The organism is Mesorhizobium metallidurans STM 2683 (assembly GCF_000350085.1).
Lineage (GTDB): Bacteria > Pseudomonadota > Alphaproteobacteria > Rhizobiales > Rhizobiaceae > Mesorhizobium > Mesorhizobium metallidurans.
The window spans coordinates 1-21,823 of record NZ_CAUM01000068.1 but is presented as its reverse complement, the minus strand read 5'-3'; the positions used below and the strand labels follow the sequence as shown (position 1 = coordinate 21,823).

Annotated in this window: 23 protein-coding genes; 7 read left to right on the top strand and 16 right to left on the bottom strand. The window is 63.1% G+C overall.

What is annotated here, in order from left to right:
* Window positions 1-44: 44 nt before the first annotated feature.
* Window positions 45-2,366 (top strand): PAS domain-containing sensor histidine kinase, encoded by a 2,322-nt coding sequence (locus tag MESS2_RS12225; protein ID WP_008874549.1) that lies wholly within the window; start codon window positions 45-47, stop codon window positions 2,364-2,366.
* A gap of 48 nt (window positions 2,367-2,414) precedes the next feature.
* On the opposite strand, the gene MESS2_RS12220 is transcribed toward MESS2_RS12225, so the two are convergent.
* The 5 genes from MESS2_RS12220 to MESS2_RS12200 form a co-directional block, all read right to left on the bottom strand.
* Window positions 2,415-2,888: an EF-hand domain-containing protein gene (locus MESS2_RS12220; RefSeq protein WP_008874548.1), complete on the bottom strand. Its 474-nt coding sequence runs from the start codon at window positions 2,886-2,888 to the stop codon at window positions 2,415-2,417.
* Between the two features lie 63 nt (window positions 2,889-2,951).
* Window positions 2,952-5,918: a bifunctional [glutamine synthetase] adenylyltransferase/[glutamine synthetase]-adenylyl-L-tyrosine phosphorylase gene (locus tag MESS2_RS12215; RefSeq protein ID WP_008874547.1), complete on the bottom strand. Its 2,967-nt coding sequence runs from the start codon at window positions 5,916-5,918 to the stop codon at window positions 2,952-2,954.
* A complete protein-coding gene (locus tag MESS2_RS12210; RefSeq protein ID WP_008874546.1) occupies window positions 5,918-7,393 on the bottom strand; it encodes a sensor histidine kinase in 1,476 nt (491 codons plus the stop codon). Before MESS2_RS12210 ends, MESS2_RS12215 begins: the two co-directional genes overlap by 1 nt.
* 6 nt (window positions 7,394-7,399) lie before the next feature.
* Window positions 7,400-8,074, bottom strand: coding sequence for a response regulator transcription factor (locus MESS2_RS12205; protein WP_008874545.1), 675 nt, complete (start codon window positions 8,072-8,074; stop codon window positions 7,400-7,402).
* Between the two features lie 470 nt (window positions 8,075-8,544).
* Window positions 8,545-10,098 (bottom strand): Do family serine endopeptidase, encoded by a 1,554-nt coding sequence (locus MESS2_RS12200; RefSeq protein ID WP_008874543.1) that lies wholly within the window; start codon window positions 10,096-10,098, stop codon window positions 8,545-8,547.
* Between the two features lie 195 nt (window positions 10,099-10,293).
* Here MESS2_RS12200 and MESS2_RS12195 point away from each other — a divergent pair, with 195 nt between their 5' ends.
* Window positions 10,294-10,563 (top strand): CopG family ribbon-helix-helix protein, encoded by a 270-nt coding sequence (locus MESS2_RS12195; RefSeq protein ID WP_040592766.1) that lies wholly within the window; start codon window positions 10,294-10,296, stop codon window positions 10,561-10,563.
* Window positions 10,560-10,868, top strand: coding sequence for a type II toxin-antitoxin system RelE/ParE family toxin (locus MESS2_RS12190; RefSeq protein ID WP_008874541.1), 309 nt, complete (start codon window positions 10,560-10,562; stop codon window positions 10,866-10,868). The genes MESS2_RS12195 and MESS2_RS12190 overlap by 4 nt, the downstream gene beginning before the upstream one ends.
* Here the strand turns inward: MESS2_RS12190 and MESS2_RS12185 are convergent.
* The 9 genes from MESS2_RS12185 to MESS2_RS12145 all read right to left on the bottom strand — a co-directional run bounded on the left by MESS2_RS12185 (window position 10,865) and on the right by MESS2_RS12145 (window position 18,910).
* A complete protein-coding gene (locus MESS2_RS12185) occupies window positions 10,865-11,326 on the bottom strand; it encodes a cytochrome c-type biogenesis protein (RefSeq protein WP_008874540.1) in 462 nt (153 codons plus the stop codon). The two genes, MESS2_RS12190 and MESS2_RS12185, sit on opposite strands and share 4 nt — an antisense overlap.
* Window positions 11,323-13,314, bottom strand: a complete 1,992-nt coding sequence (locus tag MESS2_RS12180; RefSeq protein ID WP_008874539.1) for a heme lyase CcmF/NrfE family subunit — start codon at window positions 13,312-13,314, stop codon at window positions 11,323-11,325. Before MESS2_RS12180 ends, MESS2_RS12185 begins: the two co-directional genes overlap by 4 nt.
* Before the next feature lie 68 nt (window positions 13,315-13,382).
* A complete protein-coding gene (ccmE, locus tag MESS2_RS12175; RefSeq protein ID WP_008874538.1) occupies window positions 13,383-13,826 on the bottom strand; it encodes a cytochrome c maturation protein CcmE in 444 nt (147 codons plus the stop codon).
* Between the two features lie 3 nt (window positions 13,827-13,829).
* On the bottom strand, window positions 13,830-14,963 hold the full coding sequence (gene ccmI, locus MESS2_RS12170; protein WP_008874537.1) for a c-type cytochrome biogenesis protein CcmI: 1,134 nt from the start codon (window positions 14,961-14,963) through the stop codon (window positions 13,830-13,832).
* A gap of 194 nt (window positions 14,964-15,157) precedes the next feature.
* Window positions 15,158-15,598: a hypothetical protein gene (locus MESS2_RS12165; RefSeq protein ID WP_008874536.1), complete on the bottom strand. Its 441-nt coding sequence runs from the start codon at window positions 15,596-15,598 to the stop codon at window positions 15,158-15,160.
* Window positions 15,599-15,830: 232 nt separating this feature from the next.
* Complete coding sequence (locus tag MESS2_RS12160; RefSeq protein ID WP_051069077.1) at window positions 15,831-17,234, bottom strand: ATP-binding protein; 1,404 nt, start codon at window positions 17,232-17,234, stop codon at window positions 15,831-15,833.
* A 28-nt stretch (window positions 17,235-17,262) separates the two neighbouring features.
* Complete coding sequence (locus MESS2_RS12155) at window positions 17,263-17,928, bottom strand: response regulator transcription factor (RefSeq protein ID WP_008874534.1); 666 nt, start codon at window positions 17,926-17,928, stop codon at window positions 17,263-17,265.
* 107 nt (window positions 17,929-18,035) lie between these two features.
* A complete protein-coding gene (locus MESS2_RS12150) occupies window positions 18,036-18,335 on the bottom strand; it encodes a hypothetical protein (RefSeq protein WP_008874533.1) in 300 nt (99 codons plus the stop codon).
* Between the two features lie 167 nt (window positions 18,336-18,502).
* On the bottom strand, window positions 18,503-18,910 hold the full coding sequence (locus MESS2_RS12145) for a DUF3168 domain-containing protein (protein WP_008874532.1): 408 nt from the start codon (window positions 18,908-18,910) through the stop codon (window positions 18,503-18,505).
* Window positions 18,911-19,111: 201 nt separating this feature from the next.
* Between MESS2_RS12145 and MESS2_RS12140 the strand changes: the two genes are divergently transcribed.
* Both MESS2_RS12140 and MESS2_RS12135 read left to right on the top strand, forming a co-directional pair.
* Window positions 19,112-19,357, top strand: a complete 246-nt coding sequence (locus MESS2_RS12140; RefSeq protein WP_244439949.1) for a hypothetical protein — start codon at window positions 19,112-19,114, stop codon at window positions 19,355-19,357.
* Between the two features lie 47 nt (window positions 19,358-19,404).
* Window positions 19,405-19,596: a hypothetical protein gene (locus MESS2_RS12135; RefSeq protein ID WP_008874530.1), complete on the top strand. Its 192-nt coding sequence runs from the start codon at window positions 19,405-19,407 to the stop codon at window positions 19,594-19,596.
* 44 nt (window positions 19,597-19,640) lie between these two features.
* Here the strand turns inward: MESS2_RS12135 and MESS2_RS12130 are convergent, their stop codons facing one another.
* Together MESS2_RS12130 and MESS2_RS12125 are read right to left on the bottom strand one after the other, a co-directional pair.
* Complete coding sequence (locus tag MESS2_RS12130) at window positions 19,641-19,907, bottom strand: DUF1488 family protein (protein WP_008874529.1); 267 nt, start codon at window positions 19,905-19,907, stop codon at window positions 19,641-19,643.
* Window positions 19,904-20,158: a hypothetical protein gene (locus MESS2_RS12125; protein ID WP_008874528.1), complete on the bottom strand. Its 255-nt coding sequence runs from the start codon at window positions 20,156-20,158 to the stop codon at window positions 19,904-19,906. The genes MESS2_RS12130 and MESS2_RS12125 overlap by 4 nt, the downstream gene beginning before the upstream one ends.
* Window positions 20,159-20,405: 247 nt before the next feature.
* Here MESS2_RS12125 and MESS2_RS12120 point away from each other — a divergent pair, with 247 nt between their 5' ends.
* On the top strand, window positions 20,406-20,768 hold the full coding sequence (locus MESS2_RS12120; RefSeq protein ID WP_008874527.1) for a co-chaperone GroES: 363 nt from the start codon (window positions 20,406-20,408) through the stop codon (window positions 20,766-20,768).
* 107 nt (window positions 20,769-20,875) lie between these two features.
* Window positions 20,876-21,823 (top strand): chaperonin GroEL (groEL, locus tag MESS2_RS12115; protein WP_040592756.1); only part of this gene is annotated, 948 nt, incomplete at its 3' end.

The window sequence follows — 21,823 nt, the reverse complement described above, 5'->3', positions numbered from 1 at the left end:
GCCGGATCGTCAAGCGGCATAGGCAAAATCGGGGAGTGCCATTTATGGCGAAGGCGGACGCGTGGGGCGCGCCCGGAGGGACGGCTTTTGAGCGGCGTGAGGCGAGACGCGACGGTCTCGCCGGCAATGCGCGGTTCATCGCCGAACCCGCTTACCGGCGGCTGCTGGCGGCCGAGCCGTTTCTGCGTCGATCGATACCGGCCCTCATCATCATCTTCCTGATCGTCATCGCAGCCCTGCGCTTCCTGTCGCTGATGAACGATCGCGACGAAGTCGAGCGCGACGCCAGGGCGGTGCTGGCGCTGGCGGCAGGCCAGATGGCCAGCGCAATCTCGGCCGACCCCGATGCTGCGTCCGGAGCCGCCCAGGATCTCCTGGAAAACACCCGCCGCCAGGGCGCCATGGGCCGAAGCCACGTGCTTGCGATCACCGACGGCGCCTTCAAGATCATCGCCGTGTCGCCGCTGTTGACGGGCTGGCAGGGGCGCTCGCTCGACAGCCTCGTGCTTGGCGGCCAGCCGCTGTTCATGTTCGGTGATCGCGCAGGCGTGATGGAGGTCAGCATCGGCGGGCAGGACTGGTTCGCGGCGGTGAGCCTGGCAACCAACAGGAAGAATGCAGCGGCCGTGCTCGTGCCGCAGGGGGCGGTCTTCGACGCATGGCGCAAGACCGTCTCGCTCAATGTGACGCTGTTCGTGCTCACTGCCGGCGTGCTGATCATCATCCTCTATGCCTATTTCGGCCAGGCGGCGCGGGCGCAAGCCGCCGACCGCATCTATCTCGAAGCGCATCAGCGCATCGACATGGCGCTGGTGCGCGGCCGCTGCGGCCTGTGGGACTGGGACATGGTGCGCGGCAAGATGTACTGGTCGCGCTCGATGTATGACATGCTGGGCTACGAGCCCTGCAACACGATGCTGTCGTTCGGCGAGGTCGATGAGATCATCCACCCCGAGGACGGCGACCTGTTCGAGCTCGCCAATCGGATCGTCGGGCGCGAGATCGACCATATCGACCAGGTGTTCCGGATGCGCCATGCCGACGGACAATGGGTGTGGATGCGCGCAAGGGCGCAGGTCATCGATCCGGAGGCGCCGGAGATCCAGCTGATCGGCATCGCAGTCGACGTCACCGAGCAGCGACATCTGGCGCTGCGCTCGGAGGCCGCTGACCTGCGCCTCAGGACAGCCATCGAGAACATCAACGAATCCTTCGTGCTCTGGGATTCGGCCCAGCGGCTGATCATGTGCAATTCCAAATACCAGCAGGACAACGGCCTGTCGGATCGCGATGTCATGCCGGGCGCCCCGCGCGCCATTCTGGAAGATCGCATGCTGGCCTTCGCCTCGGAGCGGCGGCTTGCCAACACCAGCGGCGCGCAAGGCGGCGCGACCTTCGAGCGGCAGCTTGCAGACGGCCGCTGGCTGCAGGTCAATGAACTCAGGACCCGGGACGGCGGCATCGTCTCGGTCGGCTCCGACATCACCCAGATCAAGCTGCACCAGGAGAAGCTGGTCGACAGCGAGCGCCGGCTGATGGCGACGATCCATGATCTCAGTCTCGCCCGCAGGGCGGAGGAAGAGCGGTCGCGCGAACTGGTCGAGCTCAATCGCAAATACATGAAGGAAACCGAGCGCGCCGAGGCAGCGAACCGGGCCAAATCCGAATTCCTGGCCAACATGTCGCATGAATTGCGCACGCCGCTTAACGCCATCATCGGTTTTTCCGAGCTGATGGAACAGGGCCTGTTCGGGCCACTCGGTTCGTCGCGCTACGAGGAATATGCCACCGACATCAACGGCAGCGGCAAGTATCTGCTAGGCGTCATCAACGATATACTCGACATGTCCAAGATCGAGGCCGGTCAGTTCTCGATGGACCGGGAGGAGATCGATCTTTGCCCGCTGATCCGGGAGACGGTCCGCGTCGTCTCGCTGCAGGCGGCGGAAAAGTCGATCGCCGTCGAAACACGCATCCCCGATTCGCTGACGCTCTTCGCCGATCGCCGGGCGATCAAGCAGATCGTCATCAACCTCCTGTCGAATGCGGTGAAGTTCACCGGCCAGGGCGGCCGCATCGCGGTAAGAGCCCGCAACATGTCGGGCGCGCTGGTGCTGACGATCGAAGACAATGGCTGCGGCATCCCGAAAGAGGCGCTGAGCAAGCTCGGGCGACCGTTCGAACAGGTGCAGAATCAGTTTTCCAAGAGCCATACAGGCTCCGGCCTTGGCCTCGCCATCTCGCGCTCGCTGGCCGAGCTTCAGGGCGGCGCCTTGAAAATCCGCTCCACCGAAGGCGTCGGCACGATCGTGTCGGTGCGCATTCCTATCAAGAAGGCGGCGCAGGCGGTCAAGGCTGCGGCTTGAGATGAACCCGTGTCTCCGGCGGCTTGCGCCGCCGGAGCTATCGCGGATCTACTGCATGCTGCCGTTGCCGCCACCCCATTGACGGTGACCGCCCATGCGCCCGCCCTTCGGCAGTTCGTTCTTCTCGATCTTGCCGTCATTGTTGCGGTCGAGCATGGCAAAGTTCTTCTTCTCGCGGCCGGTGATGTCGTCGGTCGTCAGCATGCCGTCGCCCTTGGTGTCGTAGCGGGCGATGATGCGCTTGGCCATCTGCTCGAAGCGCTCCTTCTCCAAAGCGTCGGCGAGTTGGGCGACGGTCAGCTTGCCGCCATTGTCGGCGACCATCTTCTTCAGCCGTGCATTCATGACATCCGAGAACTGGTCGAATGTGATGGTGCCGTCCGAATCCTTCACCGCCTTGTTGAGGCGCAGCATCATGCCCTCGCGCATTTTTGCACCGGCATTGTTTTCGGCATAGGCGGTGGTGCCGACAGGGCCGGCGAGCGCCACGAAAGCGAGTGCGAGTTTGGTTGACTTTCTCATGGTCTTCTCCTGTTGCATCGTCACCCCCGATGCGATCCGAAACGGTCACCTGGCACCACGCCATCATGCCCGCTTCGCACGAAGCAAAAGGTCGAAATCCTTTCTGACCTTTTGCGACGTCTCCTTGAGGTGTGCTTCCAGCACACCGAAATCCGGCAGGTCGGTGACCGCCAGCAGCAGATCCGAAAGCCCCGGCGGTACGTCATCGCGTTCGAATGCACCGGTGAGGCAGAGCCTGATCATCTGGGTCAGCGCCAGATAAAGAACGTAGGCGTCGCAAAGCTCCCGCCTGACCTGGGTCTCAGCGAAATCCGGCGCCAGGCGCGACAGGATTTCGGCTGTCCCGGTGGCTCTGCGGCCGGCTTCGACCTGCCCGGCAATCACCGCAACCTGGGCAATGAATTCAAGATCGATGAGGCCGCCCGAGACCAGCTTGATGTCCCAGAGGTCGCGCGGCGGCTTCTCCTTTTCGATCATCGCGCGCATCTCGAATGCCTCGGCCATCACCTTGGCGGCATCGCGCGGCAGGGCAAGCACTGCCGTCACTTCCGTCTCGACCTCCGTGCATAGCGCCTGATCGCCGCCGATCGCACGGGCCCTGGCCAGCGCCATGTGTTCCCAGGTCCAGGCATCCTGGCGCTGATACTTTTTGAAGGCGTCGACATGGGTGGCCACCGGCCCTTTGTTGCCGGAGGGGCGCAGGCGAAGGTCGAGCTCGTAGAGAACCCCCTCGGCCGTCGGTGCCGACACGGCCGATATCAGCCGCTGCGTCATCCTGGAGTAGTAGTGGGAAGGCGCCAGCGGTTTGTCGCCATCGGACTCTTCGGCGTCGGCGTCGTGATCGTAGAGCAGGATGAGGTCGACATCGGAGCCGGCCGTCAATTCGCGGCTGCCGAGCTTGCCCATGCCGAGCAGCGCAACGGTGCCGCCGGCTATGCGGCCATGACGCAGTGCAAACTCGGCGATCACCGCCTGCAAGGCCGCATCAATGGTGAGATCGGCGAGATCGGAAAAGGCGCGGCCGGCGCGGGCCGGGTCGATCGAACCGGCCAGCAGCCGCACCCCGATCAGGAATTTCTGTTCCGACGCAAAGATGCGCAAACGGTCGAGCACATCCTCGTAGGCCCGGTCACCTTCGATAAAGGCGGCCAGACGCGCCGACAGATAGGCGCGATCCGGCAATTCGGTCAGCAGAGCCGGATCGAGCAGACCGTCGAAGACATGCGGCCGCCGCGTGATGATCGCGGCCAGCCGGGGTGCCGCGCCCATGATCGTCGCCATCAATTTGAGCAGAGCGGGATTGGATTGGAGCAGCGAGAACAGCTGGATGCCGGCAGGCAGGCCGGCGAGAAACTCGTCGAAGCGGATTACTGCCTCGTCGGCCCGGCGCGTCTGGCCGAATGCCTTGAGCAGAGCCGGCGCCAGTTCCGTCAGCCGCTCGCGAGCCTCGGCCGACTGGGTCACGCGATATCGGCCGAAATGCCAGCCGCGAATGACGCGGCAAATGTCGCTCGGCCGCTGGAAGCCGAGGCCGCTCAAGGTCTGCAGCGTGTCGGGATCGTCGACATCGCCGGTAAAGACCAGATTGCCGACGCCGGCCGAAAGCTCGGGCGCGGTTTCGAACAGTGCGGCGTAGTGGCGTTCGACCTGATGCAGCGCGGCACGGAACGCCTCGGAAAAACCTGCCGCATCGGCAAAGCCCAGCATGCGGGCAATGCGTTCCAGCCCCTCGTCGTCTTCCGGCAGCGTATGGGTCTGCTCGTCGGCGACCATCTGGATGGCATGCTCGACACGACGCAGGAACCAATATTGCCTGGCGAGCGTGTCGCGGGCGTCGGCCGTGATCCAGCCGCGCGCCGCAAGCTGGCCGAGCATCGGCACGGTCTCGCGGCCGCGCAGATCGGGGAAGCGGCCGCCGGCGATGAGCTGCTGCGTCTGGGCGAAGAATTCGATCTCGCGAATGCCGCCGCGGCCGAGCTTGACGTTGTGGCCTTTAACCGCGATCTCGCCATGGCCCTTGTGGGCGTGGATCTGCCGCTTGATCGAATGGACGTCGGCGATCGCCGCATAGTCCATGTATTTGCGCCAGACATAGGGCTGCAATTCCCTTAGGAACGCGTCGCCCGCCGCGATATCGCCGGCCACCGGGCGCGCCTTGATCATGGCGGCGCGTTCCCAGTTCTGGCCGCGCGCCTCGTAGTAGCGAAGTGCTGCGTCGACCGGGATCGCCAGCGGCGTCGAACCGGGGTCGGGGCGCAGCCTGAGGTCGGTGCGGAAGACATAGCCGTGCTCGGTGCGGTCCTGAAGGATGCGGACAAGCCGGCGGGTCAGACGCGAAAACAGCTCCGTCGCATCGAGCGGATCGGTGACGGCGGGTGCCTCCGGGTCGAAGAAGACGACGAGGTCGATGTCGGACGAGAAGTTCAATTCATGCGCGCCGAGCTTGCCCATGCCGAGCAGGATCCAGCCCGATTGCCGCGAAGGATGTTCCGGATGGGGCAATTTGAGCTTGCCTTGCTCATGCGCATCGCGAAGCAGGAAATCGACGGCAGCGCGGGTGCAGGCGTCGGCAAGATCGCTCAACCGCCGCACTGTGACAGCGGTCTCGGCTTCGCCTGCAAGATCGGCGAGCGCGATCAGGACATGCGCTTCCGCCTTCCATTGCCGCAGCTCCATCATCAGGCCGCTTTCGGTCACGGCTTCTGTGCGCGCGGCCTTGTCGATGGCGGCGCCGATCGATGCCAGCCGCGCCTCGACCGTTTCATCGAAAAGCTTATCGAGAATCCCGGGACGCCGGCGCGCCGCATCGCGCAGGAACGGCGACAGGTCGAATACGGCAGATAGGAAATCCTGGACGGCGCCCGTTCCGGCGAGGAATTTCGCCAGCCTGGCAAACTCCTCTTCCTGCGCGACTGAAGCGATCTCCGACAATTCCCGCCTGGCGCGGCTTGGATCCAGCGGGACAAGCTTGGCCGCCGGCTGCAAAAGCCAGTTGGTCCCGACCCGTTTCGCAGCCGCCCTCGCCGCCATCAGTGCTCCTCCCGTCCGGGAAAACTCATGACGACCGACAATCCGGGATTTGCCGGCAGAAGATCAAGCCGTCCGTTGTGGAACGTCATGACTGCCTTGGCGAGGCTGAGGCCAAGACCGGACCCGGGCTGCGAGCGGCTTTTTTCCAGCCGCACGAAACGTTCGGTCACCCGTGCGCGGTCGGCATCGTCGGGAATGCCCTGGCCATTGTCGGAGACGGTAAGCCTGATTTCGCCGCCAACCCGTTCCAATGTCACGCGCACGCCGGGCTTGCCGGTCGAATCGGTCGAATATTTGATCGCATTGTCGACGATGTTCGACAGCGCCTGGCCGATCAGCTCGCGATTGCCGTCGACGGCAAAACTGCCTTCGACCGAACTCTCCAGCGTCACGCCAGCTTCTTCCGCCACCGGCTCGTAGAGCTCGACGACATCGCGCACGGCAGCCGCCAGGTCGACCCGGCTGGTGCTTTCCGAGGAATAGCCTGCCTCCAGCCTGGAGATCATCAGGATGGCGTTGAAGGTCTTTATCAGCTGGTCGGACTCGGTAATGGTCCCTTCCAGCGCCTGCCGGTAGTCGGTTGTCCTGTGCTTGCCGGAAAGCGTTGCCTCGGCGCGGTTGCGCAGCCGGGTCAGCGGCGTCTTCAGATCGTGGGCGATGTTGTCGGAGACCTGCTTCAGACCCTCGTTGAGCGTGGCGATCCTGGCCAGCATGGAATTGAGATTTTCGGAGAGCCGGTCGAACTCGTCGCCGGCGCCGGTAACCGGCAGCCGGCCGGAAAGATCGCCGCCCATGATGCGGCGGCTCGCCTCCGACACACTGTCGATGCGCTTCAGCGCCGTGCGGCCGACAAAGAACCAGATCAGCAGCCCGCCAAGCCCCATCATGCCCAGCGCCAGCATCAGGGCGCGGCGGATGACGGCGCGAAAGCGCTCCGGCTCGCCGAGGTCGCGGCCGACGAGCATGATCATCTGGTTGGGCAGACGCAGCACCAGCGCAATGGCGTTGTGGCCCTTCTCGCCCTGCGCCTGCACTTCGTTTTCGCCGGACTGCGTCTCGTTCTGGTCGGAGACCGGGTTGCGCTGCCGTTCAAGCTCGCCCTCGCCGAAGCGCCGATAGGAGAACGGTTCCTTCGTCCAGCCTTCGGTCTCGATCACACCCGGCTCCAGGCTCTGCACATTGCCGGTCAGGATCTGGCCGTTGGTGTCGGCGATCAGGTAGAGGTTGGCGCCTGGCTGGCGCGATCGGGCCTCGACCACGCGCACCAGCACCGGCAGCCCGCCGCGCTGGTAGGCCCGGGCAAGGCCTAGCACTTCGTCGTTGATGGTGTCTTGCGTCTGCGCCGTCAGCATGCGCGCCGACAGCGAGGTCATGTAGAAGACGAGCAGAACGGCGCAAAGCGCGAAAAGCAGGAGATAAAGCGCCGAAAGCCGCGCCGCCGTCGTCTTCATGATGGCCGGCAGGGACAGTGCCATAAGGCCCTACCCGCTCTTCAGCATATAGCCGGCGCCGCGAACCGTATGCAGGATCGGCTTGTCGAAGCCCTTCTCGATCTTGCCGCGCAACCGCGAGACATGGACGTCGATGACATTGGTCTGCGGATCGAAATGATAGTCCCAGACATTTTCGAGCAGCATGGTGCGCGTCACCACCTGGCCGGCATGGCGCATCAGATATTCGAGCAGGCGGAATTCGCGCGGCTGCAGCGTGATCTCGCGCGACGCGCGCCGGACCGAATGGGACAGCCTGTCGAGTTCGAGATCGCCGACCCGGTAGACGGTTTCGGTCTCCCTGGAACTGGCGCGACGGTTCAGCACTTCGACACGGGCGAGCAGTTCGGAAAAGGCGTAGGGTTTGGTCAGATAATCGTCGCTGCCGGCGCGCAGACCGGTGACGCGGTCTTCGACCTCGCCGAGCGCCGACAGGATCAGCACCGGCGTCGTGTTGCCCCTGGAGCGCAGCCCGGCGATGACCGACAGGCCGTCGCGGCGCGGCATCATGCGATCGATGACCATAACGTCATAGTCGCCGGCATCGGCAAGAGCAAAGCCGGTTTCGCCGTCACCCGCGACATGCGCGGTGTGTCCGGCCTCGGCAAAGGCCTTCTGGAGGTAATCGGCGGCCTCGCGATCATCTTCTATGACAAGAATCTTCATAGAGCCGTTATACGCGATTTCGCTGGAAGATTGAGTGGCCGGCATAAGCGTCGTGGCCTTCACCTTGGCGTATCGAAAACGAACCGATTCAAGGATACGCGATAAGTCTTTGTTTTTGCATATTGGCGCCAAGCGCGCAGCACCCTCGGGTCAAGTCCGAGGCCAAGCTTTTTGGCGATATCGGAGCGACAGGCTTCTTGTCTGAACATGTCGTTGGCCCAAAACCGCTGCACAACCTCGGGTCTAGCCGTGGCCAAGCTTTTGGGCGACATGCTTCGTCGTCTGGAGCACGTCTTTATCCCAAACCGCTGCACACTTCTGGGCGACATGCCCGGGATTACGCGGCAGCGGGCGATGGGAGCCCGCTGCCGCTGGAGCAATACACGATGACTGACTAACGTGTTCTGGCTCCGTGCTTTCCCCTGCGGCGGCTCGGGGGTGTTTGAAGCCACCGCATTGGAAAAGTGTCATCAGCCCTTGGCGACAGGCAGCGCGACAAAGCGATTGGTGTCGTCGCGGGTGATCTGCATCAGCACCGCCTTGCGACCGGACTTCACCGCATCGGCCATCGCCTTGGCGACGTCGGCGGTGCCGTTCACCTCCATTGAATTGACCGAGGTGATGACGTCGCCGGGCTGGATGCCGCGATCCGCGGCAGCGCTGTCCGGGTCGACATCGGTCACGACAAGGCCGTTGCCATTGTCCGACTTGGTGACGGTGAGGCCAAGATCAGCCAGCGTGTCGGGCTTTGCCGGAGCGGCGGGCTGCTGCTGATCGGCCGAGGCCTGCTTGTCGCTCGAGGGCAGTTTGCCGAGGTCGACCTTGAGCGTCTCGCTCTTGCCATCGCGCCAGACCGTGACGTCAACCGACTTGCCGGGCGAATAGGCCCCGATGAGACGAGCCAGTTCCTTCGGCGAAGCGACATCCTTGCCATCGACCTGCGTGATGACATCGCCTGACGTGATGCCGGCCTTCTTGCCGGGGCCATCGTCCTGGGCGCTGGAAACGAGCGCCCCCTTCTCGGACTTCAGGCCGAGCGATTCAGCAATGTCCGTCGTGACCGGCTGGATCTCGACGCCGAGCCAGCCGCGCTGGACTGAGCCGTTCTTCATCAGGTCCTGCACGACCTGCTTGGCGGTCGAGGCGGGAATGTCGAAGGCGATGCCGACGCTGCCGCCGGAGGGCGAGAAGATCGCGGTGTTGATGCCGACGACCTGGCCGTTGAGGTTGAAGGTCGGACCGCCGGAATTGCCGCGGTTGACCGAGGCGTCGATCTGAATGAAATCGTCATAGGGGCCGGCGCCGATATCGCGGCCACGGGCCGAGACGATGCCGGCGGTGACCGTGCCTCCGAGGCCGAACGGATTGCCGACCGCCACGACCCAGTCGCCGACGCGAACCTTGGAATCATCGGCGAAGTCGACATAGGTGAACTTGCCGACGCCATCGACCTTGAGCACGGCGAGATCGGTGCGCGGGTCGGTGCCGATCAGCTTGGCGTCGAGTTCCTTGCCGTCATTCATCACCACGGTAAAGGCCGAGCCTTCCTCGACGACATGGTTGTTGGTGACGAGATAGCCGTCATCGGAGATGAAGAAGCCGGAGCCTTGCGCCACCGGCCGCGGCTGGTCGTTGTTGTGGTCGCGACGCCCGAAACGGCGACGATCCTGATCCTGGCCATTCTGGTCGCCAAAGCCACGGAATTCCTTGAAGAAGCGGCGCAGTTGCGGATTGTCGGGAAGATTGTTGAGGCCGTCCGGATCGTCGGACTGGTCGGAGCCGTCATCGGCCGCCGGCTCGATCTTGGCCTTGACCTTGACGCTGACGACGGCGGGAGAAACGCGCTCGACAATATCGGCGAAGCCGGGCACCTGTGGTGCCTCGACACGCACGGCCTCGGCCAGGACCGGCGCTGTCCCGGTGGCGACGGCGGCGAAGCCGATCGCGCCGGCAATGGCGACAGAAGCGGCGGCGGCCATCAGACGCTTGCGGGTGCGGGGATATGAATTGGGGGCAATATTCATGGTTCTCGTATCCTCTTTGAAGGGATGCGCTCTGGTGAGCATCCTCAGGCAAGGAGAAATAGAGGGGCGCACATTACGGCGCCATTTCCAGTACATGAAACTTTCGTAATGTACCGGCGACAAGGGCACACAAATTTCTTGGTCACGCCCGCCTGCTGCCCTATGCTGTACACAATTCAGCACAAGGCTTTCACCATGACAGCAAGCACCACAATGACAATTCGGGTTTCGTCCGAGACCAAGCTGAAGCTTGAACGGATCGCCGCCGACACAAGGCGCAGCAAATCCTTCCTCGCGGCCGAGGCCGTATCGGCTTATGTCGATCGCGAGCTCGAGATCATCGAAGGCGTCAAACGCGGCGTGGCTGACGCGGTGGCGGGCCATGTCGTGCCCCACGACGAAGCCATGGCGGAAATCGACGCCATAATCGAAGCGGCGGAAGCCAGGCGCGCAGGCAAGACGTGAAGCGGTTTGTCACCTGGTCGCGAGAAGCGCTGGATGACATCAAACCGCAGGTCGCCTTTATCGCGCGGGACAATCCTGCCGCCGCCAGACGCCTCGCTGATCGCATTCGCGAAGCGGGCCAGCAACTTGGTGACATGGCGACTGGCCGGCCTGGCCGGGTAACAGGCACCTATGAGCGGCCCATCAGCCGCCTGCCCTACATTATTGCCTATCAACTGGGGCCGATCGCGAGCCGTGAGAGCGTCGTTATCTTGCACGTCATTCACACGTCGCGGGACTGGCCGCCGGAGGAATGGCCGAATTAGTCAGCCAGCATCTTGTCCAGCGCCGCCTGTTCCTCGGGAGACAGTGCAGCGGTTGCCGTCGAACGGCGCGACCGGGCGGTCAGCACGATGAAGAACCCGCCGGCCAGGAGCAGAAGGATCGGCGTACCCCACAACAACGCATTACGCAGGCTGAAGCGCGGCTTCAAAAGCACGAACTCGCCGTAGCGCGAAACGATATAGTCCATCACCTGCTGGTCGCTGTCGCCGGCGACCAGCCGCTGGCGCACCAGGATACGCAGGTCGCGGGCAAGGTCGGCATCGGATTCGTCGATCGACTGGTTCTGGCAGACCATGCAGCGCAGCCCCTCGGATAGGGCGCGCGCCCTCGCCTCGAGCGCCGGATCGGGCAGCACCTCGTCGGGCTTCACCGCGAAGGCGGCGCCAGCGAACAACAGCGACAAGAGCAACACCAGCGCGGCGAGCGAAAACCTGGTCATGGCAGGCTCGCGGCAGGCACGGCGCCTGTCGCCTTGCGACGCCGGGACGGCGCACCGACGCGCAGGCGCCGGTCCATGAGCGACATCGCGGCGCCCGCCATCATCACCAGGCCGCCACCCCAGATCAGCGTCACCAGCGGCTTCCACCACAGACGCACCACGACCGAGCCGTCGGTCGCCTGGTCGCCAAGCGAGAGGTAGAGCTGGCTGAACCCAATCGTCTTGATGCCGGACTCGGTCGTCGTCATCTGGCGCACGGGATAGAGGCGCTTTGCCGAGGTGATTTCGCTGGTGGAGCTTCCGTCGGCGCCAAGCAGGGCGAAGCGGCCACGGTCCTCGCTGTAGTTAGGCCCTTGAGACGGATAGAGCCCCTCGAAACGCAGCGTTTGGCCGGACAACTCGACGGTCTCGCCAACACGGATCGACAGGATCTTTTCGGTGCCGAAGCAGAGCGTGCCGACGATGCCGAGCGTCGTCAGTCCGAGGCCGAAATGAGCGAGCGCGGTGCCGAAGACCGAGCGCGGCAGGCCGACCAGGCGGCTGAGCATGACGTCGGGCGCAACTGTACCGAAACCGGATTTGACGGCAAGGTCGGTGAGCGCGCCGCAGATCAGCCAGAAGGCCAGCCCGACGCCGAGGGCAGCGAAAGCCGATGCGCCGTCGATGAACAAAGCCGTCACCAGCACGGCCAGAAGCGCCGCCGCGAACGCGGCCATCAGGCGCTGGGCCACCGCAAGCAAGTCACCGCGCTTCCAGGCCAGCAGCGGACCGAATGGAACCACGACCAGAAGCGGCACCATCAGCGGGCCGAATGTCAGGTTGAAGAACGGCGCGCCGACCGAGATCTTGTCGCCGGTAATGGCTTCGAGAGCGAGCGGATAGAGTGTGCCGATCAGCACGGTGGCGGTGGCGGTGGTCAGGAACAGATTGTTGAGGATCAGCGCGCCTTCGCGCGAGATCGGATGGAAGAGACCGCCGGCCGTCAGCCGCGAAGCGCGCAAGGCAAACAGCGCCAGCGAGCCGCCGATGAACAGCGTCAGCATGCTGAGGATGAAGACACCGCGGGTCGGGTCGGTGGCGAAGGCATGCACCGAGGTCAGCACGCCGGATCGCACCAGGAAGGTGCCGAGCAGCGACAGCGAGAAGGTCAGGATCGCCAGCAGCAGCGTCCAGATCTTCAGCGCGGAGCGCTTCTCCATGACGATCGCCGAATGCAAGAGCGCCGTGCCCGCCAGCCACGGCATAAAGGAGGCATTCTCGACCGGATCCCAGAACCAGAAGCCGCCCCAGCCGAGCTCGTAATAGGCCCAGTAGGAGCCCATGGCGATGCCGCCGGTCAGGAACATCCAGGCGACCAGCGCCCATGGCCGCACCCAGCGCGCCCATGACGCGTCGATGCGGCCCTCGATGAGGGCGGCGACCGAGAAGGAAAAGCAGATGGAGAAACCGACATAACCGAGATAGAGCAGCGGCGGATGGATGGCGAGGCCGAGATCCTGGAGGATCGGGTTGAGATCGCGGCCCTCGATGGGTGCTGGATTCATCCTGATGAACGGATTGGACGTGGTCAGGATGAACAGGAAGAAGGTGGCGCCGATCGCACCCTGCACGGCCAGCACATTGGCCCGCAGCGTCGCCGGAAGATTGCCGCCGAAGACGGCGACGAGCGCCCCGAAGAAGGTCAGGATCAGCACCCAGAGCAGCATCGAGCCTTCGTGATTGCCCCAGGTTCCGGTGATCTTGTAGATCAGCGGCTGCAGCGAATGCGAGTTCTCCCAGACGTTCGCCACCGAAAAATCGGAGCTTGCATAGGCTGTCGCAAGTGTTGCGAAGGAGAGCACGGTGAGGGCAAAGCCGATCACCGCGACGGGGCCGCCGACAGCCATCATCCTCGAGTTGCCGGTGCGCGCGCCAAACAGCGGCACCAGCGCCTGCACCAGGGCCAGCGCAAAGGCCAGAACCAAGGCGAAATGTCCGGTTTCAACCATCGCAGCACCTTCCTGGTTTTGTCGCAGTTTCTCGCCGCAAAACCGCAGGACACTTTTGCGGAACCTGCTTACTCACTCTTGCTCTCCTGCCACACACCCTTGGCCTTGAGGCCGTCGGCCACCTCCTTGGGCATGTAGTTCTCGTCGTGCTTGGCCAGCACGCTGTCGGCGACAAAGACGCCGTCCGGGCCAAAGGCGCCTTCGGTGATGACGCCCTGCTCCTCGCGGAAAAGGTCGGGCAGGATACCCGTATACATGACCTTGACGGACTTTTGCGTGTCGGTCACCGAAAACCCGACGGTGGCGCCCTGCCCGCGCTGGATGGTGCCTTTTTCAACCAGACCGCCCAGCCTGATACGCTGGCCAGGCTGCACGCTGGTAGTGGTCAGATCGGCGGGCATGTAGAAATAGGAGGCCTTCTGACCGAGTGCATAGAAGGTCAGCCCCGTGGCCGCGCCGAGAAAGGCCAGGCCAGCGACGATCACCGACAGTCTCTTCTGCTTGCGCGTCATCGTCTACTCCGTCGCCGTCAGGCCAAGCGAGGCGGCAAAGGCGGTGAATTTCCTGGCTTCCTCACTGTCGGGACCAAAGACGGCGATACCGCGACCCAGCGCATCGCGCGCCTGGTCGGCTTTGCCCAGCACGACATAGGAACGAACGAGTTGCATCCATCCTTCCGCGTTGCGCGGATTTTGCCGCAGTTTCTCGTCGAGGCCCGCCACCATGGTTTCGATCATCGCTTGCCTGTCCTGCGGCGACATCGACGATGCGGCGTCGACATCTCCGGCATCAGGCCCTTTCGCGGGCTCGCCCGCGGCGACGTTCCGCTTGGTGGATTCGGCCAGCGCCTGCTCGACAGCATCGCGCCATGGCGAATCTTGCGGCAACGTGCCGAGCATTTTCTGCCAGGCCGCCGTCGCTTCCGGGACGCGGCCTTCCTGCGCCAGGCCCATGGCAAGGTAGAAGCTCGCCTTTGGATTGGCCGGGTCGAGCTTCAACGCCGCGTCGAATGCGTCTTGCGCCTCGGCCGAAACGGTGCCGCCGGCGGCATTGGCGATCGCCTCGCCGAGTCCAGCCTGGCGAGCAGGGCTGTCGCCATCGAGGCGAATGGCGTTGCGGTAGGCGGCGACCGCGTCGGAGAAACGCTGCATGCGTAGATAGACCGGCGCCAGCACGTCCCAGCCCTTGCCATCGGAGGGGTTGGCGGCAAGATGGGCCTCGGCGCGCGCCACCAGTTCGTCCACCGAGCTGTCGGCGGGATTCTTGGCCAGCCGCGCGCTGAGCGGCTGTGACGGCAGATCGGGTGAGCCGAGCTCGCTGTAGAAACCCCAACTGATCAGCGGAACCGCGAGAACCGCAGCCGTCGCGACAAGCCGCGCCGTGGTCGACGGCCCGGCTGCCCTGGCGGCCGGACCCGCATTGTCCAGGTGAAGGATGCGGCGGGCGATTTCGGCGCGCGCCTCCTCGGCCTCGGCCGGCTGGATCAGGCCGCGCGCCGCGTCACGGTCGAGTTCGGACAGTTGGTCGCGATAGACTTCAAGGTCGTGGGCGCCGGCAGCGGACGGGCTCTTCGAACCGCCGGCCAGCGGCAGCAGCACCGCCAGGCTTGCGCCCAGCGTGAGAATGGCGGCTATGACACAGAACAGCATGGTTCTTCCAATAGCGGCATAGCCTTGCGCTGCCAACACGGGCGTACTGCGACGCTTTGACGGCCGGCGCGCCCGCATGTCCTTGATCGTATCAACCGGACCAGATCGATATGGACCGGAGCAGTCGAGCCTTGGTCCTTATTTTCATGCATGTCGTTGTCCCAAAACCGCTGCGCACTTTTGGGCGATATGCATCAGGTCAGCGGCGTCCAGCTACCGTCGGCGTTGCGGCAAGCGGTGCCGCGCGCGGTGGCGCCGGCGGTGCCGGTAAACACCGTATGGGTGTATTGCCGGCAATCCTGCGAACCGACGCGATAGGGCTGAGCGGCGGCGACCTCGCCGGAATGCGCCGAGCGATCGCTTTTCCACGCCACCTTCTGGCCGCTCGCCGTATATTCAAGCGCCTTGTATTCCGCCTCGAGCGCCCTGCGCTTTTCGGCATCGCTCAGGCCGGCACCGATCGATCCGTCGACGAGGCCGCCACCCATGGCGGAAATGATCGTCGTAGTCGCCTTGCCGCCGCTTGGCGGCAGAGAGGCCGGCTCCGGCGTAACTGTTGCGTCCGGGCCCTTGCCCAACGTCGTACAGCCGGAAACGGCCAGCAGTGCGGAAACGAGCGCGACGCGAATCTTCATGCCAACAACCGGTTTTCTCGAGTTAGAGCTGGGGTCGCGCCTGCGGGGAAGTCGGCGTGGGCCCTAGTGTTGATGTTTGTCGGAAATTTGGCCATGGCCGACTGCTCGCAAAAAGCCTTTTCGGGATCATGGTCTAGAGCCCGATCATCCCGATAGATCGGGATGGGGCTCCAGCTTCTTGTTTGACCATGATCTTATCCGAAAACCGGTTTCCACTTTTCGGGATCATGGTCTAGTGCAGGCTCCGCAATCGAACCACCGCCTTCAATCCGCCCATGCCAGACCGCTCCAGGGCCAGAGCGCCTCCATATTCGTTGACGAGGTCGGCGACAATGGCAAGTCCTAGCCCTGTTCCTGGCTTTGTCTCGTCGAGGCGCCGTCCGCGCTTCAACGCCTCGCGCGCCTTGTCCTCGGGAATGCCCGGCCCGTCATCCTCGATGCTGATCTCAAACAGACTGGCGTCCTTGCCGGCGCCATCCTTGCCGGAGATTGGCAAGACCGACACGGCGACGGCACTTTTTGCCCATTTCATCGCATTGTCGAGAAGATTGCCGAGCAATTCCTCCAGATCCTCTCTTTCGCCGGCAAAGATAATATCGGTTGCCGGCAGTGAAAGCGAGAGATTGGTCTGCGGGTTCAGTTTTTGCAGCACGCGGACAATGCGCTGGACCAGCGGCGCCACCGGCGTGCGGTAGACGACGCTGTCGCGTTGCGCTGCAACGCGGGCACGTTGCAAATAGTGATCGACCTGCGTCTGCATGGAAGCGGCCTGCTCGGCAATGAGCTGGCCCTTGGCGCCGCCAAGCGCCCGCCCCTCGTTGATGAGCACCGCCAGCGGCGTCTTCAGCGAATGGGCGAGGTTGCCGACCTGCGTACGCGAGCGCTCGACGATCCGCTTGTTGTTCTCGATGAGCGCATTGGTCTCGTTGGCAAGCGGTTCGATCTCGGCCGGGAAGCGGCCGTCGAGCCTTTGCGCCGTTCCCTCGCGCACCATGGCAAGCGCGTTGCGGACCCGGCGCAACGGCTGCAGGCCGAGCAGGATGGCGATCGCGTTGATGGCGATCATGCCGACGCCGAACAAGGAAAGATAGGTCAAAAGGCGGCGCTGGAAGGTGGCGATCTCCTGGTCGAGTTCGGTCTGGTTGCCCATGACGCGGAAGCGCGCGGCGCGGTTTTTCGCGTCGAGAACGAACTCGCTCTCGAACACTTCCAATTCCTCGCCATTGATGCCTTCGGTGGCATAGCTGCGCTGGAAGCTGGAATTGAAGGGAGCTTCGGCGACGCTCGGCGACGGGATCGTCTTCGTCATCGAGGAAGAATGAAGATCACCGCGCGCACCTTCCGAGGCGGGCTCCACCGACCAGTACCAGCCTGAATTCGGCTCCGAGAATCGCAAGTCGCCAAGATCGGGGGCGCCGGTCAGCGAACCGCCTTCGGACACGCCGACCGAACCGATCAGATTGAACAGATGCGCCGAAAGCAGGCTGTCGAAGCCGCGCTCGCTCGCCTGGCGATAGAGCGTGGTGATGAGGGTGAAGATGACGATCAGGGTGAGGATCGCCCAGACCGTGGAAAAGGCGATCACCCGGAACGCCAGCGAGCGCGGCCAGAACCGCAGCGAAAGCGCCGACCTTATGGTTTGCTTGGTAGGCAGCGGTTCCGCCTTACGCCTCCGGCTCGCGCATGCGGTAGCCCATGCCGCGAACGGTTTCGATCATGTCGATGCCCATCTTCTTGCGAAGCCGCCCGACAAAGACCTCGATTGTGTTGGAATCGCGGTCGAAATCCTGATCGTAGAGATGCTCGACCAGTTCGGTGCGGGACACGACCTCGCCCATATGGTGCATCAGATAGGCAAGCAGGCGGAATTCGTGCGACGTCAGCTTCAGCGGCAGGCCGTCGACATCGGCCTTGGACGCCTTGGTGTCGAGACGCAGCGGCCCGCATGTCAGTTCCGACGAGGCATGGCCGGCCGCACGCCGGATCAAGGCCCGGACCCTGGCCAGCACTTCCTCGATGTGGAACGGCTTGGTGACATAGTCGTCGGCGCCGGCATCGATGCCGGACACCTTGTCGCTCCAGCGGTCGCGCGCCGTCAGGATCAGGACCGGCATCTTGCGGCCGCCGCGGCGCCAGCGCTCGACCACGCTGATGCCGTCCATCTGCGGCAGCCCGATGTCGAGGACCACCGCGTCATAGGGCTCGGTGTCGCCGAGGAAATGCCCCTCCTCGCCGTCGAAAGCCTTGTCGACGACATAGCCGGCATCAACCAATGCGTCCGATATCTGCCGGTTGAGATCCTTGTCATCTTCGACGACGAGTACGCGCATGCGGGTAACGATACCTGTTGAAGCGTTGGCCTGTTGACGGTCGGGTGTCAGATATAGGCCGATTCCAGCGGCCTGGGAAACGGAGGCCTTTAGAATGAACGATCGGGTCAGTTCAGCGGAACGACGATTTCGGAGCGGCGCGGACGCTGCCCGTCCTTGCCGGGGACCAGCACGACAATGACGCAGACTGCCTGGCCACCGCGCGTCGACTGCGAGGCCTTGGCCAGCGTGCCGCCATTCTGCTCGGCAACCTGCTGGCCGATCGCGTAGCAATCGGTGGCGGCGAGCACCATCGGTGAAGCCTGCTCGGGCATGGCGACCGGCAGCGCCGTCGCCTGCGACGCGAACAGACCGGCCGCTGTCAGCGCCAGTATCGCGGTTTTGAGGTGGGAGCGAAGCGTTTTCATGGTCGGCGTTGTAACGCATCGGTGCTGAACGTGAAATGAACGGTGGACGCCCGAAAAACCATGCCCGCAACACCCCTGAAACGCGAGACAACCGACTTGAGACTTCGCCGCCCAACCCAGTCAGCTAAGTCCAGTCTAGACTCCGTTTCACCGATATTGAAAGTGCCTCAGGCGTTTTCCTGCGTGATGGCGCGAAAGCGCAGCAGTCCATGATGAACCGCCAAGTCCTCGTCATAGCGGGCCTCGGCGAATTCCAGCGACAGTCGTGTTTGGCCATGCGGGCCAATGGCCAGCGCGGCGTCCGAGAGGCGCGCCTTTATGCTGTCCATGATGAGACGTGTTTCTTCTTCGCCATACGCTTTCGACCAGACATGCAGCGTGACAAGCTGATCGGCGTCATTGTCGGCGCCGGTGTCCAAATCAAAAGCGCTGGTCCGACCGCAGGTCACGTAAGGAAAGGCGGCGTCGTCGGTTGTCCGCTCAAGCAGGCCGGCGCCACCCAGCAGCGCCGACAGCGTCGCATCGCTTTTCAACCTCAGAAACAAGGCTTGCAGCAAATCGCCAGGCGCCGTCATTCGTAGTCCCTTTCGCCCGTCGCGCTTGGACAAGCCTTACGCCATCAACTTCCTGCTTCCAGGCTAACTGCGTTGAGGTTCGCGCGCCAGATCGCCCGACCACCATATCGCCATCCCTGGTGCGCTCGGGACGCCCTTTGTAGCGGTCGCCTGTTTTTATTTGGCATGCAAGGAGTTTGAAGAAGCGTGCTATGGAAGTGCTTGGTCTCTTCGGACATTGAGGTCGTTTTCGTGCGCGAACCATCGCTGCTGCCTGTTTTTGGAAAGCTTGGGATCAAGCCATCGGTTCCGATTTCAGCGAGACCGACGGTGTCGAAGAGCATGAACGGCATGTTGGCCCACATGCGGGAGATGTTGTCCCTGCACGGGGGCATGGCCTTGAAACTGTCCGTGGTGGTCTGGACAGTCGCTGTTCTGGCAGCGGTCTTCTTCGTCATGCAGGCCTGACGCCATCGACATCTGTCGGTAGGGTGCGGCAGTCAAAGGGCGCCAGAATGGCAAACCGCTATGCATTGCGCAAGGAGCAGCCTGACAGTTGGACCGTCTTCGATGTCTTCACCGGCCAGCCGGTCGAGTTCAAGCACCAAGTCATGGTCGGCATGAACACGCGCGATGCGGACGCAATGGTCGATCGACTGAATAGCCAGGACGTCAAGCGGCGGGCAAAGGCGGACCGCAAGTCCTGATGCCGTCACCGGCTTCGGCCTCTGAACGCGAGAACGTTCGGAATTTAACGAAAATCGGCCGCGGTCAGCACATATATGCTCCTGCGGGTGCGCGCATAAGCATTCCTGGCTACGTCATGGATGGAGTTGGACGCCGTGTCGAAGGCGGCGAGATAGCCAGCCTCGTCGGCGGCCGTTCCCGGCTGCATCTTCGACATGGCGTCGGCGGCGACAGAGAAGGAAATCTGGAACATGCCGTCATGGCCGACGAAGCGGATACGCTTGCCCGCCTCGTCATAGCTGCGGCTGCGATTGGGGAATGTCAGGCTCATGATTTTACCTCCAGCACAGAAGCCTTCTTTGCCGCCCGCTTTTTCTTCGGCGTCGGGTTCAGGGCCTCCGCCGCGCGGTCGGCCTCTTCCTTGGCCAGCCGCAGCGCCCGTAGCCTTGCCGTCTTGATGGTCCTGGCCTTCGCCTCGGAAACATATTCGGCCGTTGCCTGGTTTCGCTCCGCGGTTTTCTTCTGCTTCTCCATGAAGCGTGCTTCAGCTTTCTCCATAATATTCTGGCCAGATTCCGCCATCGATAAAATCTCCTTTTTGATCGAGATTATGAAAGTGATTTTCCTACCTAAAATAGGGACTCGGAACGAAAAAATCAATTTCCGGATTATTTTGGATTTATCGAGCGACTGAAAATGAAAAGGCAAAATAATACTATTCAATAGTTTCCAATAGCCGATGAATATTTTTTGGCACTCCTATCAATCGAGTGCCAATGGGCCTATAGAGGGGGGCGGCCGCCTAAGCCGGCCCCAGAAAGAGTTTTCCATGAAATTCCGGCCACTCCACGATCGCGTCGTCATCCGGCGCGCCGAAAGCGACACCAAATCCAAGGGCGGCATCATCATTCCTGACAATGCCAAGGAAAAGCCGCAGGAAGGCGAAGTGATCGCCGTCGGCCCGGGCGCGCGTGACGAAAGCGGCGCGCTGATCGCAGTCGACGTCAAGGCCGGCGACTTTATACTGTTCGGCAAATGGTCGGGAACCGAGGTCAAGATAGACGGCGAGGACCTCCTGATCATGAAAGAGGCCGACATCATGGGCATCATCGACAAGAGCGAGATGGGCATCATCGACAAGAGCGAGATGGGCATCGTCGAGAAGACCGTGGCTGCCAAGAAGGCGGCCTGATTGGAGCGCCGCGCGTCCTCTTGGACGCGCAAAGGACGCTCCAAGTTTTTTGATTCAGGCGGCACTGCCAGCGCATTGCCACAACCAATCGAACGGGATGAAAAATCATGTCTGCCAAGGAAATCAAATTCTCTACCGATGCGCGTGACCGCATGTTGCGCGGTGTCGAAGTCCTCAACAACGCCGTCAAGGTGACGCTCGGTCCCAAGGGCCGCAACGTCATCATCGACAAGGCCTATGGCGCGCCGCGCATCACCAAGGACGGGGTGACCGTGGCCAAGGAAATCGAGCTTGCCGACAAGTTCGAGAACATGGGCGCCCAGATGGTGCGCGAAGTGGCCTCGAAGACCAACGACCTCGCCGGCGACGGCACCACCACCGCCACGGTGCTGGCCGCTTCGATCCTGCGCGAAGGCGCCAAGCTCGTTGCCGCCGGCATGAACCCGATGGACCTCAAGCGCGGCATCGACCAGGCCGTCGCCGCCGTGGTGAAGGAAATCCAGGCCCGCGCCAAGAAAGTCAAATCCTCCGGCGAAATCGCGCAGGTCGGTACGATCGCGGCCAATGGCGATGACACCGTCGGCGCCATGATCGCCAAGGCGATGGACAAAGTCGGTAATGACGGCGTCATCACCGTCGAAGAAGCCAAGACCGCTGAAACCGAACTCGACGTCGTCAAGGGCATGCAGTTCGATCGTGGCTATCTCTCGCCCTATTTCGTCACCAATGCCGAGAAGATGCGCGTCGAGCTGGAGGACCCTTACGTCCTCATCCACGAAAAGAAGCTCGGCAATCTGCAGGCGCTGCTGCCGATCCTCGAAGCCGTGGTGCAAAGCGGCAAACCGCTGCTGATCATCTCCGAGGACGTCGAAGGCGAAGCGCTGGCGACTCTGGTCGTCAACAAATTGCGCGGCGGCCTCAAGGTCGCCGCCGTCAAGGCGCCGGGCTTCGGTGATCGCCGCAAGGCGATGCTGGAAGACATTGCGGTGCTCACTGCCGGCCAGATGATTTCCGAAGACCTCGGCATCAAGCTCGAAAACATCACCCTCGATATG

Coding starts and splice junctions, on each gene's coding strand:
- MESS2_RS12150 (WP_008874533.1), bottom strand. CDS start 18,335: ATGAAAACGCTTCGCTCCCACCTCAAAACCGCGATACTGGCGCTGACA.
- MESS2_RS12120 (WP_008874527.1), top strand. CDS start 20,406: ATGAAATTCCGGCCACTCCACGATCGCGTCGTCATCCGGCGCGCCGAA.
- MESS2_RS12215 (WP_008874547.1), bottom strand. CDS start 5,918: ATGGCGGCGAGGGCGGCTGCGAAACGGGTCGGGACCAACTGGCTTTTG.
- MESS2_RS12210 (WP_008874546.1), bottom strand. CDS start 7,393: ATGGCACTGTCCCTGCCGGCCATCATGAAGACGACGGCGGCGCGGCTT.
- MESS2_RS12220 (WP_008874548.1), bottom strand. CDS start 2,888: ATGAGAAAGTCAACCAAACTCGCACTCGCTTTCGTGGCGCTCGCCGGC.
- MESS2_RS12225 (WP_008874549.1), top strand. CDS start 45: ATGGCGAAGGCGGACGCGTGGGGCGCGCCCGGAGGGACGGCTTTTGAG.
- MESS2_RS12200 (WP_008874543.1), bottom strand. CDS start 10,098: ATGAATATTGCCCCCAATTCATATCCCCGCACCCGCAAGCGTCTGATG.
- MESS2_RS12145 (WP_008874532.1), bottom strand. CDS start 18,910: ATGACGGCGCCTGGCGATTTGCTGCAAGCCTTGTTTCTGAGGTTGAAA.
- MESS2_RS12155 (WP_008874534.1), bottom strand. CDS start 17,928: ATGCGCGTACTCGTCGTCGAAGATGACAAGGATCTCAACCGGCAGATA.
- MESS2_RS12180 (WP_008874539.1), bottom strand. CDS start 13,314: ATGGTTGAAACCGGACATTTCGCCTTGGTTCTGGCCTTTGCGCTGGCC.
- MESS2_RS12205 (WP_008874545.1), bottom strand. CDS start 8,074: ATGAAGATTCTTGTCATAGAAGATGATCGCGAGGCCGCCGATTACCTC.
- MESS2_RS12125 (WP_008874528.1), bottom strand. CDS start 20,158: ATGGCGGAATCTGGCCAGAATATTATGGAGAAAGCTGAAGCACGCTTC.
- MESS2_RS12135 (WP_008874530.1), top strand. CDS start 19,405: ATGGCAAACCGCTATGCATTGCGCAAGGAGCAGCCTGACAGTTGGACC.
- ccmE (WP_008874538.1), bottom strand. CDS start 13,826: ATGACGCGCAAGCAGAAGAGACTGTCGGTGATCGTCGCTGGCCTGGCC.
- MESS2_RS12165 (WP_008874536.1), bottom strand. CDS start 15,598: ATGAAGATTCGCGTCGCGCTCGTTTCCGCACTGCTGGCCGTTTCCGGC.
- MESS2_RS12185 (WP_008874540.1), bottom strand. CDS start 11,326: ATGACCAGGTTTTCGCTCGCCGCGCTGGTGTTGCTCTTGTCGCTGTTG.
- MESS2_RS12195 (WP_040592766.1), top strand. CDS start 10,294: ATGACAGCAAGCACCACAATGACAATTCGGGTTTCGTCCGAGACCAAG.
- MESS2_RS12130 (WP_008874529.1), bottom strand. CDS start 19,907: ATGAGCCTGACATTCCCCAATCGCAGCCGCAGCTATGACGAGGCGGGC.
- ccmI (WP_008874537.1), bottom strand. CDS start 14,963: ATGCTGTTCTGTGTCATAGCCGCCATTCTCACGCTGGGCGCAAGCCTG.